The 12,948-nt window shown below is 65.1% G+C and carries 17 protein-coding genes and 1 pseudogene; 7 read left to right on the top strand and 11 right to left on the bottom strand.

Going from position 1 to position 12,948, the window contains the following annotated elements:
- Positions 1 to 62: 62 nt before the first annotated feature.
- Positions 63 to 1,040, bottom strand: a complete 978-nt coding sequence (locus IVB13_RS27880; protein WP_018453849.1) for a tripartite tricarboxylate transporter substrate binding protein — start codon at positions 1,038 to 1,040, stop codon at positions 63 to 65.
- Positions 1,041 to 1,137: 97 nt separating this feature from the next.
- A complete protein-coding gene (locus IVB13_RS27875; RefSeq protein ID WP_007614154.1) occupies positions 1,138 to 2,073 on the bottom strand; it encodes a DMT family transporter in 936 nt (311 codons plus the stop codon).
- A gap of 105 nt (positions 2,074 to 2,178) precedes the next feature.
- Between IVB13_RS27875 and IVB13_RS27870 the strand changes: the two are divergent.
- Positions 2,179 to 2,565 (top strand): annotated as a pseudogene (locus IVB13_RS27870) (DUF1330 domain-containing protein).
- Between the two features lie 17 nt (positions 2,566 to 2,582).
- On the opposite strand, the gene IVB13_RS27865 reads toward IVB13_RS27870, so the two are convergent.
- Positions 2,583 to 3,188: a TetR/AcrR family transcriptional regulator gene (locus IVB13_RS27865; RefSeq protein ID WP_018453851.1), complete on the bottom strand. Its 606-nt coding sequence runs from the start codon at positions 3,186 to 3,188 to the stop codon at positions 2,583 to 2,585.
- Positions 3,189 to 3,261: 73 nt separating this feature from the next.
- Here IVB13_RS27865 and IVB13_RS27860 point away from each other — a divergent pair, with 73 nt between their 5' ends.
- Positions 3,262 to 3,666, top strand: coding sequence for a hypothetical protein (locus IVB13_RS27860; protein ID WP_018453852.1), 405 nt, complete (start codon positions 3,262 to 3,264; stop codon positions 3,664 to 3,666).
- Positions 3,667 to 3,752: 86 nt separating this feature from the next.
- Positions 3,753 to 4,157, top strand: a complete 405-nt coding sequence (locus IVB13_RS27855) for a VOC family protein (protein ID WP_018453853.1) — start codon at positions 3,753 to 3,755, stop codon at positions 4,155 to 4,157.
- Positions 4,158 to 4,185: 28 nt separating this feature from the next.
- Here the strand turns inward: IVB13_RS27855 and IVB13_RS27850 are convergent, their stop codons facing one another.
- Complete coding sequence (locus IVB13_RS27850) at positions 4,186 to 5,118, bottom strand: DMT family transporter (protein WP_018453854.1); 933 nt, start codon at positions 5,116 to 5,118, stop codon at positions 4,186 to 4,188.
- A 366-nt stretch (positions 5,119 to 5,484) separates the two neighbouring features.
- Between IVB13_RS27850 and IVB13_RS27845 the strand changes: the two genes are divergently transcribed.
- Positions 5,485 to 6,777: an adenylosuccinate synthase gene (locus IVB13_RS27845; protein WP_018453855.1), complete on the top strand. Its 1,293-nt coding sequence runs from the start codon at positions 5,485 to 5,487 to the stop codon at positions 6,775 to 6,777.
- 37 nt (positions 6,778 to 6,814) lie between these two features.
- Positions 6,815 to 8,440, top strand: a complete 1,626-nt coding sequence (locus IVB13_RS27840; RefSeq protein WP_018453856.1) for a hypothetical protein — start codon at positions 6,815 to 6,817, stop codon at positions 8,438 to 8,440.
- Positions 8,441 to 8,596: 156 nt separating this feature from the next.
- Here IVB13_RS27840 and IVB13_RS27835 read toward each other — a convergent pair whose 3' ends face one another.
- From IVB13_RS27835 to IVB13_RS27825, 3 genes are all read right to left on the bottom strand, one after another.
- A complete protein-coding gene (locus tag IVB13_RS27835; protein ID WP_051112961.1) occupies positions 8,597 to 8,872 on the bottom strand; it encodes a hypothetical protein in 276 nt (91 codons plus the stop codon).
- 260 nt (positions 8,873 to 9,132) lie between these two features.
- On the bottom strand, positions 9,133 to 9,360 hold the full coding sequence (locus IVB13_RS27830; protein ID WP_018453858.1) for a hypothetical protein: 228 nt from the start codon (positions 9,358 to 9,360) through the stop codon (positions 9,133 to 9,135).
- Between the two features lie 37 nt (positions 9,361 to 9,397).
- Positions 9,398 to 9,643: a cysteine rich repeat-containing protein gene (locus tag IVB13_RS27825; RefSeq protein WP_026232611.1), complete on the bottom strand. Its 246-nt coding sequence runs from the start codon at positions 9,641 to 9,643 to the stop codon at positions 9,398 to 9,400.
- Positions 9,644 to 9,775: 132 nt separating this feature from the next.
- On the opposite strand from IVB13_RS27825, the gene IVB13_RS27820 reads away from it, so the two are divergent.
- Together IVB13_RS27820 and IVB13_RS27815 are read left to right on the top strand one after the other, a co-directional pair.
- Positions 9,776 to 10,201: a DUF5413 family protein gene (locus IVB13_RS27820; RefSeq protein WP_085349175.1), complete on the top strand. Its 426-nt coding sequence runs from the start codon at positions 9,776 to 9,778 to the stop codon at positions 10,199 to 10,201.
- A gap of 61 nt (positions 10,202 to 10,262) precedes the next feature.
- On the top strand, positions 10,263 to 10,820 hold the full coding sequence (locus tag IVB13_RS27815; RefSeq protein WP_247294068.1) for a DUF4112 domain-containing protein: 558 nt from the start codon (positions 10,263 to 10,265) through the stop codon (positions 10,818 to 10,820).
- Between the two features lie 79 nt (positions 10,821 to 10,899).
- Here IVB13_RS27815 and IVB13_RS27810 read toward each other — a convergent pair whose 3' ends face one another.
- The 4 genes from IVB13_RS27810 to msrA form a co-directional block, all read right to left on the bottom strand.
- Positions 10,900 to 11,193 (bottom strand): hypothetical protein, encoded by a 294-nt coding sequence (locus IVB13_RS27810; RefSeq protein ID WP_007596188.1) that lies wholly within the window; start codon positions 11,191 to 11,193, stop codon positions 10,900 to 10,902.
- Positions 11,194 to 11,404: 211 nt separating this feature from the next.
- Entirely contained in the window at positions 11,405 to 11,569 is a 165-nt protein-coding gene (locus IVB13_RS27805) for a DUF3309 family protein (RefSeq protein WP_083926348.1), read from the bottom strand.
- Positions 11,570 to 11,677: 108 nt separating this feature from the next.
- Positions 11,678 to 12,097, bottom strand: a complete 420-nt coding sequence (gene msrB / locus IVB13_RS27800; protein ID WP_018453863.1) for a peptide-methionine (R)-S-oxide reductase MsrB — start codon at positions 12,095 to 12,097, stop codon at positions 11,678 to 11,680.
- A gap of 15 nt (positions 12,098 to 12,112) precedes the next feature.
- Positions 12,113 to 12,817 (bottom strand): peptide-methionine (S)-S-oxide reductase MsrA, encoded by a 705-nt coding sequence (msrA, locus tag IVB13_RS27795; RefSeq protein ID WP_018453864.1) that lies wholly within the window; start codon positions 12,815 to 12,817, stop codon positions 12,113 to 12,115.
- Positions 12,818 to 12,948: the final 131 nt, after the last annotated feature.

Genomic DNA, 12,948 nt, shown 5'->3' with positions numbered 1-12,948 from the left:
TGGATGGCCGGGACAAGCCCGGCCATGACGGAGAATGCCGAGCGCGCGGCTTTCGCGAGCCCCTACTGCTTCTCGATCCCTGCCTCGCGGATCAGCTTCTCCCACAACACCAGCTGTTCGTTCACGAACGTGCCGAGCTGCTCGGGCGTGCCCGAAAACGCGTCCATGCCGAGGGTGGCGAGCTGGGCCTTGATCTCCGGCTTCTCGACGATCTTCCGGATCTCGGCGTTGAGTCGCGTCACGATCTCCTTGGGCATGCCGGCGGGGCCAAAATAGCCCTGCCACGACGAGATGTCGAAGTCCGGCACGCCGGCCTCCTGCATCGAGGGCAGGTTCGGCACCAGCGACGAGCGGTCCTTCGTCGTGACGGCGAGCGCGCGTAGCGCGTTGCCCTGGACATGCGGCAGGCCGGTCAGGATGTCCACGAACATCATCGAGACGCGGCCGCCCATGACGTCGTTGAGCGCCGGCGGCGAGCTCTTGTAGGGCACGTGCAGGAGGTCGAGCCCGGCATTGTGTGCAAAGGTCGCCCCCGACACGATCGCCGAGGACGAGCCCGAGGCGTAGCTCAGCTTGCCCGGATTGGCCTTGCCGTAGGCGATGAGCTCGCCGACGGTCTTGGCCGGCACCTCCGGGTGGATCACCAGCATGAAGGGCAGGTCGCCGGTGCGCGCGATCGGGGTGAAGTCCTTGACCGGATCGTAGGTCAGGCTTTTGAGCAGATAGGGATTGGCCGAATGCGTGGTGTTGGTGGTCACCAGCAGCGTGTAGCCGTCGGGCGCGGCGCGCGCGACATAGGTGGCGGCGATCATGCCGTTGGCGCCCGCCTTGTTCTCGATGACGATGCCGACGCCGAGGGCCTGCGACAAATGCTGCGAGATCAGCCGCGTCGTGGTGTCGGTGCCGCTGCCGGCGGCGAACGGCAGCACCAGCGTGATGTTGCGGCTCGGATAATTGTCGGCCTGCGCAGCGGACGCGGCGGCGAGACAAAGGGCGCCCGTGCCGATGGCACGCAGGTTTCGGATCAACGCTGAAAGCATGTCTGGTCGTTCCCTCTTTTTTGGTTGGCGGGGAACCTAGCGTCTCCTCGTCGAAATCGGAAGGCGCGAGTTTGTCGCCTCGTCTCGCGTCGCGGAATTACTTCACCGCAGAACCCTGGCGCGAGGCGATCACGACGCCGGCGAGCACCAGCAGGTAGCCGATCAGGTGGAAGGGCTGAATCTTTTCGCCGAGCAGCAGGATCGCCATCGCCGAGCCGAACACCGGCACCAGATGGAAGAACGGCGCGGCGCGGTTCGGGCCGATCAGCGCCACGCCCCGGTTGAAGAAGAGATAGGCCAGCGTCGAGGGAAAGATCAGGATGTAGCCCAGCGTCGCTAGCGTCACCCCGTCGAGTTGCAGGACGCGACCACTCCAGGCCTCCCAGATCGCGGTCGGCAGCAGCATCGTCGCGCCGCAGCAGGTGGTGAAGGAGAGAAAGGAGAGCTGGTGGATCTTGGGCCGCCGCGGGATGAAGGCAGAGTAGATCCCGAACGCCACCAGCGAGGAGGCGAACATGATGTCGCCCCTGTTGAAGCTGATGCTCGCGAGCGCGGCGAGATCGCCGCGCAGGATGATGATCAGCACGCCGAGAAGCGAGATCCCGATGCCGGCGAGCTGCGCACCGGTCAGCCGCACGCCGAACAGCACCAGCGACCACAGCGCCACGAACAACGGTCCGGCCGACTGGATCAGCAGCGCGTTCAGCGCTTCCGTGTACTGCATCGCCCAGTACGAGATCGCGTTGTTGAAGGCAAAGCCCACCAGCGACAGGAACAGCATCAGCGGCAGGCTCTTGCGCAGATTCGGCCAGTCGCGCTTCAGATGCGGCCAGGCGAAGGGCAGGAGGATCAGGAACACGCCGAACCAGCGGATCGTGGTCACCGTCAGCGGCGGCACATGCGCGCCGACGTGGCGCGCGAGCACGATGTTGCCGGCCCAGAACAGCGAGCTCAGGCTGAGCAGCAGATAAGGCTGGTTGTTGAGCCAACTGGCCGGATTGGAGGCCGGTGGCGCGGGCGAAGCGATCGTCATTGGCGTTGCATACGAGCTTGCGCCGGATTTGCGTCGTGACACAAGTCATGCGACCGCAATGCTACAATGCAGGCATGACCAGAGGAGGCGGCATTGGCGGTTAATATGTTGAACATCGATGGCCTTGATCGGCTCGATCGGCATGCACCGGTGGTGATGTTGAACCTGATGCGCTTCCACGCGCACTCCGGCGACGGCGACGGTTCCGGCTGGGACGCCTAGCGCTACAGTGCGGTCACAGTGCCGATGATCAAGGCACGCGGCGGCACGCTGCTCTGGACCGGCGAGGCCAGGGCCGTCGCGCTCGGCCCGCAGCAGGGCAACGACTGGGATTTCGCGGCGCTGGTCTATTATCCCACCGTCACGGCTTTCATCGACATGATGACCTCGAAGGCCTACGAGACGGAGGCTGATCCGCACCGCGTCAACGCCTGCGCCGAGCACGTCATCATTGCGACCAGCGAAGCGTACAGCAAGTTCAAGATGAAGTAGCGCCGCCTGCTGCCGGCTTACTTCAGCCCGTCCACAGCCGCGTGGCACGCCGTCTGCAGCAAGCGACAGACCTCCTCCGTCGACCGCTGCCGGCTCAGCGCTGCAAACGTCGGATAACTCGTCAGCACGAAGATCAAATCAACCGTGTCCCGCATGGCGCGCTTTGCCGCGTGCTTGCCCACGATCCGCGACAGCAGCGCGGTCAGCAATTCGCGCCGTCGCTCGTTACGCTCGATCAGCGCCTCGCCGAATTCCGGATCGGTCGCGATGGCCTGGTTGAGCCCGCCGATGGCGGGATCGCGCCCCCAGAACGTACAGAAGATTTCGATGACGCGGTCGAGCGCGGCGCGCGGATCCGCCATCGTCATCACCTCGGCCAGTTCGAACAGTCCGCCCTGGTGCGCGATGTCGTCGAACACGGCCTCCAGCAATCCCCGCCGCGATCCGAACTGGTTGTAGACGGTCAATCGCGTGACGCCGGCCGCCTTGGCGACCACGTCGAGGGAGAAGTTCGCAATGCTCGCGTCCTCGCGTAGGAGTCGCGCGCCGGCCGCGATGATGCGCTCGCGCGTCGCCGCCGCCGCGGAAGCCCGCGCGGAGCTCACATAATTGCGCTTCGGCATCGCCTTGCCATTCTGTTGACGTATTGACTATACATGTAGTATATCTAATTTAGAAGCCGGTTCGGAGCTTGCCATGCAAACTGCCCTCGTGATCGCCTTGTCACTTCATGTGTTGTCGTCCGTGTTCTGGGCGGGATCAAGCTTTGCGCTGGCCCGCATCGGCGGAGTTGCCGGTGAGCAGCTGGTCTTTCCACAACTCGGCGCGGCGACGATTGCCATCCTGACCGGCGGCTATCTCGGCCATCTCGTTCATTCCCACAGCTTCGGCACGACCGAGCAGGTGCTCGCCGTCGGTGCTGTCTGTGCACTGATCGCGGCCGCTATTCAGGCTGTCATCGGTCCTCGTGCGCTCGCGGCCTTGCGTCGCGGCACCGGCAAGCCGGAGGACCTCCGTGCACGTATCGCCGCCGCCCAACGTGCGGCGGCCGGCCTGCTGGGCATGGCCGCGCTCTGCATGGGCGCCGCGCGCTACATTTGAATGCAGTCCAGGGAGGAGTGTTGAGAGCTCTCTGTTCCCAATGTCAGACCATAGCGCGGCTTCCAGCCGCTTTCGAAGGAAAAGCAATGTCCAAGATGATTCTGGTCAACCTGCCGGTACGCGATCTCGCCGCATCGACAGCGTTCTACGTAGCCCTGGGTGGCGCGGTGAATCCTCAATTCTCCGGAGCAAATTCGACGTCGCTCATGTTCACGGACGCGATCGGCGTGATGCTGCTGACCCACGACCGGTATCGTGAATTCACCAGCCGCGAGATCGGCGACGCGCGGCGCCACAGCCAGGCTATGTTCGCTCTCACGGTCGACGACCGCGATGCCGTCGATGCAACGCTGGCGCGCGCGGTGGCTGCGGGCGGTCGCGCCGATCCCAATCCGGCGCAGGATCTCGGCTTCATGTACAACCGACACATTGAAGACCCCGATGGCTATGTTTGGGAGATGGTGTGGATGAACCCGTCGACAAACGCTTGATCGCAGCCGATCGAACCGGGCCCCAAGCCTAGCTCGCCTGCTTCCGTGACGCCACGAACACGCCGGCCAGCACCAGCGCGAAGCCGATGAAGTGGAACGCCTGCGGGTGCTCGCCCAGAAACGCCATTGCCATGATCGAGCCGAACACCGGCACGACATGGAAGAACGGCGCGGCGCGGTTGGCGCCGATCAGGCGGACACCGCGATTGAAGCAGAGATAGGCGAGCGTCGAGGGGAATACCGCGACATAGAAGAGGGTCAGGAGGTTCGGCCCGTCGAGCTTCATCCCGGGACGCGCGGACAACTCCCAGATCTCCAGCGGAATGAGACAGGCAGCACCGCAGCCGAACGTGAAGGCGAGGAACGACAGGCCGTGCATCGGCGGCCGCTTCAAGGTCAGCACCGAATAGAGCGCGAAGATGATCAGCGCGACGACAAAGATGAGGTCGCCCTTGTTGAAGTCGATGTTCGACAGCGTGGTGAAGTCGCCATGCAGCAGGATGATCAGCACGCCGCACATCGACAGCAGCACGCCGAAGGCCTGCGCTACGGTGAGGCGGACGCCGAGGATGGCGAGCGACCACAGCGCCACGACCAGCGGCGCGGCGGATTGCAAGAGGAGAGTGTTGAGCGCCTGCGTATGCTCCAGCGCCCAATATTGCAGCGTGTTGAAGGCGCCGATGCCGGTGATCGAGAGCGTGACCATCAGGCCGAGCTTGCCGCGGATCGCGGGCCAGTCCTGCGCAAGGTGTTTCCAGGCGAACGGCAGCACCAGCAGGAAGGCGAAGAACCAGCGCAGGAACGACAGCGTCACCGGCGGGATGTGACCGGCGGCGAGCCGGCCGACGATGGCATTGCCCGCCCAGCACAGCGCGGTGATGCTGAGCAGCAGATAGGGCTGGTTGGCGATCCAGTTGTGGCCGGACGTGGCGGCGCCGGTGGTCTCGTCGGTGGCGGACATTGGATTGTTGTGGCCCCGCGTCATGCGCCAAGCCTCCAGCCCGGTGGCACCCGGGCCGGTTCAAACCCGGCCCCGTTCAAAGACACGGAAATCGAGGTTGCATCAACGGGGGCCGGATGCATCGCGACCATGCAGCGGCGGAAGCAGCCTCTCACGCTTTGGTCGAAGCATTGCACCCGCCGCGAAGGTTTCTGGATTTTCAGGGGATATCAAAGGCTTGGAGTGCGCTCGCGGCCTCGAAAAAGTCCCGTTCTTGCTTGCCTAGAGAGGCTGCATCCTTTATCCGGTTGGCTGCCTCGCGTTCGAGCGGCCCCGGCCGTGATTGGGCTGGGCGCATCTGACAGATTGCATAGGGATTACCCGCGAATGGCCAATGTTGTCGTCGTCGGCGCCCAGTGGGGCGACGAAGGAAAGGGCAAGATCGTCGACTGGTTGTCGGAGCAGGCGGACATCGTCGTCCGTTTCCAGGGCGGCCATAACGCCGGCCACACGCTGGTGATCAACGGCAAGACCTACAAGCTGGCGCTGCTGCCCTCGGGCGTGCTGCGCGAGCAGAAGCTGTCGGTGATCGGCAACGGCGTCGTGTTCGATCCCGCCGCCTTCCTCGACGAGGTCACCAAGCTGCGGTCGCAGGGCGTCGCGGTCGGCCCGGACAATCTGCGGGTCGCCGAGAACGTCACCCTGATCCTGCCGCTGCACCGCGAACTCGACGCGCATCGCGAATCCGCCAATGCGGCGACCGCGATCGGCACCACCCGCCGTGGCATTGGCCCGGCCTACGAGGATAAGGTCGGCCGCCGCGCCATCCGCCTGATGGACCTCGCCGATCTCGACACCCTGCCGCACAAGATCGACCGGCTGCTGGCGCATCACAACGCATTGCGCCGCGGCCTCGGCCTGCCGGAGTTCGACGGCAAGGAGATCGTGAAGGAATTGACCGCGCTCGCGCCGCAGCTCCTGCCCTATGCCGAGACGGTGTGGCGGCTGCTCGACATCAAGCGGCGCGAGGGCAAGCGCATGTTGTTCGAAGGCGCGCAAGGCGCCCTGCTCGACGTCGATCACGGCACCTACCCTTACGTCACCTCGTCCAACACGGTGGCGGCGCAGGCGGCGACCGGCTCGGGCCTCGGCCCCGCCGCGGTCGGCTATGTGCTCGGCCTCTGCAAGGCCTATACGACCCGCGTCGGCCAGGGCCCATTCCCGACCGAGCAGGACAACGAGACCGGCCGCAAGATCGGCGAGCGCGGCCGCGAGTTCGGCACCAATACCGGGCGGCCCCGCCGTTGCGGCTGGTTCGATGCGGTTCTGGTTCGCCAGGCGGTCCGGACCTGCGGCATCAACGGTCTGGCGCTGACCAAGCTCGACATCCTCGACGGCTTCGATTCGATCGAGGTCTGCACCGGCTACAGGCTGGACGGCAAGGAGATCGATCATTTCCCGGCGGGCGAAGGCGCCCAGGCCCGGGTCGAGCCGATCTACGAGACCATCGAGGGCTGGAAGGAGCCGACCGCCAATGCGCGGTCCTGGGCCCAGCTGCCGGCCCAGGCGATCAAATATGTCCGCCGGATCGAGGAATTGGTGGGGTGCCCGGTGGCGCTGCTTTCCACCAGCCCCGAACGCGAGGATACTATCCTGGTACAAAATCCGTTTGAGGCTTAACGATCTCTTACCGGGACGCGCGTATAATTGAGTAGAAATGGCTGATTACTACCCGCTGATCGCCCGCGCTATTGCCGCCCTGGACCCCAACGCTCCCGGCGAGAGCCGTCGCGCGCTCTATGAGCGGGCGCGCACGGCGCTGATCGCGCAGCTCCGCAGCGTGCAGCCGCCGCTCTCGGAATCCGAGATCACCCGCGAGCGCCTCTCGCTGGAAGAGGCCGTCCGCAAGGTCGAATCAGAGGCGGCCCAGCGTGCCCGCGAGGCCTCGCGCCCCGCTGGCGGCGCCCGCAGCAGCGGCAGCGGCGACGCCTTCCGCCGCGCCAGCACCCGCGCCACCGAGGGCAACTCGCCCGCGCCGCAAACGGCTGCCCCGCCGCGCACCCGTCCGGCTCCGCCGCCGCCGCGGGCTGACCGGCCCTCCTTCAATGTCGATGACCAGGGCGACGCCCCGCGTGCGCCGCGGGCCCCGCGTTTCGACGCGCCGCGGCAGCCGGGTCCGCCGGCCCCGTCGTCGATGCCGGAGCCTCCGCCGGTCGGACGTGATCGCGCTGGTGGGCGCCGTCCGCCGGACATGGGACCGCCACCGCCGCTGCCGCCCGCACCGGGCGTGCGCGGCTTCCGCGACATCACGGCGGACGCCAACGAGCTCGGCGGCGCCGCCGCGCAGGCCAACCGCGCGGCGCGCCGCACCTACGCCAACGTGCCCTCGCCCTCGCCGGAATTCGACCGGCTCGAGCCGAGCCTGGAGAATCGCGGCGCCGGAGCCGACGCGCCGTATTCCTACGACGAATCGATCGAGGAAGCTGAGCGCTACGCGCCGCCGTCGCAGCCGCCGTCGCAACGTCCGCACATCCCCGTTCTCGACCGCGAACCCAAGAAGAAGCGCGCCCGCACCGGCCGCGCCTTTCCGTTCAAGAGCGCGATCGCCGTCGGCATCGTGCTGATCCTGGTCGGTGCCGGCATCCTGTGGGGCAAGCAGCTGGTCCAGACCGCGACCAACCTGTTGAAGTCTTCGCCGACGCAGGTGGTGGAGGCGCCCAAGGATTCGTCTCAGCCGCAGAGCAAGCCCAAGATTCCGGATCGCGTCGGCCAGCCCTCGGCCAGCGACCAGCCGGTCGCGCCGGTGGCGCAGAAAGTCGTGCTCTACGACGAGGATCCATCCGATCCGAAGGGCAAGCAATATGTCGGCTCGGTGGTGTGGCGGCTCGAGCCGATCAAGGCGTCGGGCAACCAGAAGGCCGACGTCGCCGTGCGCGCCGACATCGAGATTCCCGACCGCAAGTTCAAGATGACGATGTCGTTCCGCCGCAACACCGACTCCTCGCTGCCGGCGAGCCACACCGCGGAGCTGACCTTCGTCCTGCCGCCGGACTTTCCGGGCGGCGGCGTTTCCAACGTGCCGGGCATCCTGATGAAGTCGAACGAGCAGGCACGCGGCACGCCGCTCGCAGGCCTCGCGGTCAAGGTCACCGACGGCTTCTTCCTGGTCGGCCTCTCCAACGTCGATGCCGACCGCAGCCGCAACGTCCAGCTGCTGAAGGAGCGCTCCTGGTTCGACGTGCCCTTGGTCTACGCCAACCAGCGCCGCGCCATCATCGCCATCGAGAAGGGCGCTCCCGGCGAGCGCGCCTTCAACGACGCCTTCGCGCAGTGGGGCGACTAGATCTCTACTCCGTGAGACCTCGGCCTGCATGGTTCGAGACGCCAGCCTTGGCGGGCTCCTCACCATGAGGGTTTGATATCTCGCCGCGAAACGAGACCTCATCCTGAGGGCCCGCCCCTTGGGCGGGCCCTCAGGATGGCCGCAGATACGCTCTCTCTATTGCGCGGCTGCTTCCCGCTTGCGCGATCCTGTCGCGGCGGCGTGCTCGCGGTCCATCACGGCGCGACAGCCCGGGCTGACCTGAGCCTTCTTCTGCACCATGCAGGCCCTGATCCTGGGGATGTCGGGGATCTCACTGGAGCACAGCCGCATCGCATCGCCCGAGCACATCTGCTGCGCTTCGGACGAGAACGCGAAGCTTGGCGATGTCGGGATTGCGATGGCGGTGGTGGCGAGGGCGAAGAGAGTTGCGATCGTCTGATTGCGTGTCATGTAGAATGCGTCCCCGAGTTCCGTGGGCTTGAGCCACTTGGTTTTGGGGCGCCGCACGCGGCTTGACCTGCCGCATGTCTCAGCCATCACGCCGGGACCTCAATCCCGCATGTGGTTGCTCGATCTCTGGTGATGTTCGAATCGAAAAGTGCTGCGCCGCCCGAGCCAAGTATGCGCCATTGTTGCGCGACCGCAATGGCAGGCAAAAAGGAATTCGCAATTGTTGCGCGCACGTCACGCACAACGCGACTCGCGTGCGATCAGATCAACCGATCGGAGGATACGCTCGCTTGTTCCACATCGCTTGCGCCAAGCGCTGCATGCTCTTCGACCGCCGTAACGCCCTTTGCCGTGAGCTCGAACAGATCTCCGTCCTTCATCACATAACCGTCGGCGATCAGCTCGCCTATCTTGCCGTGCCGGTCGTCGGCAAAGGCGATGGATTGGCTGATGTCCCTGAGGATCGAGAGCTGTTCGTCGCGCAACATGGCTTCACTCTCCGTTCGCCGGGGATGGTTCCGGTCCTCACATGCCGTGGCTCTGAAAGACCTTGCTGCAAGACCGCGACAGTTTGGTCCGGTTGGCTTGCAGGCAGGCCTGCACCGCACCGTCATTGCCGAGGTCCTTGCGGCAGAAGCGCGAGGCGTCCCGCGAACAGGCCTGCTGCTCCTGCGGCGAACCCATATGGCCTTGTGCGAGAGCGGGCGCGTTCGACAGGCCGCTCACGGCCGTCAGTGCGATCGTCGCCAGGAAGAACAGTTTGCGGGACATCGGCGGCTCCAAATCTGAGAGGTGAATTTCAAGTCCGTCGCTATGCCGCTTGTTCCCAGCGCAGAGCCCGCACCCCCGCTATTCAAGGTTCCCGCGGCGCTGCTATAGTAAGGTGAAGGATGAGGGTGCCTGATGAAACGCTATCTCGTGTTTGCGCTGGTCGGCCCGTTCGTGGGCGGGTTCCTGCTGCTGCTGACGACGACCTATCAGTCCGGCTATTGGACCCAGACCAGTCTCGCTGAGGTCGGCAAGCTGTTCGCGGTGTTCTTCAAATCCTTGCAATACAGTTATCTGTTCGGCTTCCTGCCCTCGCTGATGATCGGTGCGGTCGACGATATCCTGGTCCACGTCCGCCGGATCGGCCCGGTGCTGCGGATGCTGCTGGTCGGCGTGTTCGCCTTCATCCTGGCCTCGCTGACCTACAGCTCGCGCGGGCCGGACTCGGGCGCGGTGCAGTTCATCCTGTACGGCCTCGTCGGGTTCGTGCCGGCGGTGATTTCATCCTGGCTCGTGCATAAATATGTCGCGGAGCCGCAGCCGGCGGCGGCACAGACTTGAGGGCGCGACCTTCGATCACGCCGCAGCAACCTCCGCCGCGCTGGCGCGTTCCCTACAGGCCATGACCATGTCCGATGACGATATTCTTGCTCCGCGTCGATCCCGTTCGGGAAGCCGCTCGGGTGCGGCCTCTTCGGGCACCGACGGGCGTGGGCCGATCATCGATCAGGACGGTCACGAGATCCGGCCCGAAACGCTGGGGCAGGGCTTTCGCGAATTTCGCTTCGAGTTCGGGAAGGACAGTCCCTTCGCCGGCAACCCGTTTGGCAATCTAACGCGCGAGCAGCGGATCGCGCGGATCGAGGCGATCGCAAAGCTGCTCGACGTCGCCTTCGTGCTGCCCGGAACCAACATCGGCTATGGCATCGATGGGTTGATCGGGTTGATCCCCGTCGTCGGCGACATCATCACCACCGCGATCTCGCTCTGGCTGGTGCAAGAGGCGAGGGCGCTCGGGGCGCCCTGGTACATCACCGCGCGCATGCTCGGAAATGTCGCCCTCGACGGCGTCGTCGGTATCGTCCCGTTCGCGGGCGACGCATTCGACGTCATGTTCCGTGCCAACATGCGCAACGTGCGCCTGCTCCGCCGCTGGCTCGACAAGCAGCCTCGCATCTGACACGCCCCAAAACGCAAAAAGCGCGACGGCCTTTCGGGCCATCGCGCTTTCAGCGCACATCGGAGCGCGTGACGAAAACTTACGCCGCGTCGGCAGCGTCGGTGCTGGCTTCCACCGGCTTGCGGTGGCGGGGCAGCGGGAAGGCTTCGCTCTCATAGAGCGACCGGATGCCGTTCTGGTCGAAGCGCGCTTCTTCGACTTGGAGATAGGCGCCGTTCAGCGAATCCGTCGGCAACTGCTCCATCGCGAACTGGACGGCTTCGGCCGCGGTGCCGAACCGGCGATAGGTGAAGCCTGCACGCTTCTTCTTGCGGATCGCAGCGGGGAAGAGTTCGGCGGAAGTGTTGAAGTTGAACGGACGCAGTGGACGCATGGTCAAAGACCTCGTGATCTCTCTGGGGCTTTAAGCGCGTGGGGTTGGGACGGGCAGAGGCCACGATTGAGTGGGCGCCGCACATGTCATTTTCGTCCTCTAATATAGCCCGTTTTGACAAAATTGCGACCCCCGCGATGCGAGATGATGAATCTGCGCATGGCAGCTCCGCAGCCCGGGAAATTGCAGGAATATCAGCGACTTGAATGGTCTACAGCTTGCCAAGGAGCAGCAGCACGAGCAGCACCACCAGGACGAGGCCGCCGATCCCCATGCCGGAATGACCCATTCCGTAGCCGTAGCCGCCGAAGCGGCCCGACAGGCCGCCGACGAGATAAATGATCACCAGGATGATCAGGATGGTCCCAAGCGTCATGGCATCCTCCCTGGCGGCCGCCGCCACGCCATGGCCAGCCGCACCACCAGGGAAGAAAAGCACATCGCGGCGCCGGGTTCCATGACGGAACTCGGCGCCGCGCAAGGTTTATTTGGGTTCGAGCTTCAGCGCGGCGGAATTGATGCAGTAACGCAAGCCCGTCGGTCCCGGGCCGTCGGGGAAGACATGGCCGAGATGACCGCTGCACTTGGCGCACAGCACCTCGGTACGGATCATGCCGTGGCTGACGTCCCGCTCCTCTTCGATATGGCCCTCGACGGCGGGTTGGGTGAAGCTCGGCCAGCCGCAGCCGGAATCGAACTTCGCGTCGGACTCGAACAGCACGTTGCCGCACCCGGCGCAGGTGTAGGTGCCGGCGCGGTGGTCGTGCTCATATTCGCCGGAGAAGGGACGCTCGGTCGCCTTCTCGCGCAGCACCGCGAATTGCATCGGCGACAACTCGCTGCGCCATTGCTCTTCGCTCTTGATGACCTTGTCGTCCGTGGTTTTCGTCTTGGTGTCGGGCATGGGTCTCCCGTTTTTTCAGTTGGTGGCCTTGCTGGCGCTCACCAGCGTCGGCTTCTCGATATAGTTATCCGCGAACAGCTTTTTCAGGTTCTCGACCTTCGGAAGGTCGTTGTAGGCGATATAGGGCTGGTTCGGGTGCAGGGTCAGATAATCCTGGTGATAGGCCTCCGCCGGATAGAATGCCTCCAGCGCGCCGACCTTGGTCGCGATCGGCTTGCTGAAGACCTTGGCGCCGTTGAGCTGGGCGATATAGGCCTCGGCCACCTTCTTCTGTTCGTCGGACGTGGTGAAGATCGCCGAGCGATATTGCGGACCGGTGTCGGGGCCCTGCCGGTTGAGCTGGGTCGGGTCGTGCGCCACCGAGAAGTAGATCTGCAGGATCTTGCCGTAGGAGATCTTCTTGGGGTCGTATTTGATCTCGACGGATTCCGCGTGGCCGGTCCGGCCGCTCGAGACGGTCTGGTAGTCGGCCGTCGCCTTGGTGCCGCCGGCGTAGCCGGAGACCGCGTTGACGACGCCCGCGGTGTGCTGGAACACGCCCTGCACGCCCCAGAAGCAGCCGCCGGCGATCACGGCGGTCTGGATCCCGCTTGCGGGGGCCACATCAACGGCAGGAGCGGGGATCACGACCGCATCCTCTGCGGCCCGGGTCGGCGCGGCAAAGGCCAGCGTCAGTGCGGTGGTTGCGGCGAGCAGGGACAGGACGGCAGGTCGGCGCATGGCGATCCTCTTTCGGAAGGTCTGACAGTCTAGGGCGGTTGGGGCCGGGCGAACAGCCTGCCCGGCATTTTCGGACATTCGAGATACGGGCGGACCGGGCGATTGTTACGGCCGGAGGGACACGAGTCCGT

The sequence above is a fragment of the Bradyrhizobium sp. 17 genome, from assembly GCF_023073515.1.
In the GTDB taxonomy this organism is placed as follows: domain Bacteria; phylum Pseudomonadota; class Alphaproteobacteria; order Rhizobiales; family Xanthobacteraceae; genus Bradyrhizobium; species Bradyrhizobium canariense_D.
This window is presented reverse-complemented; position numbering and strand designations above follow the sequence as displayed.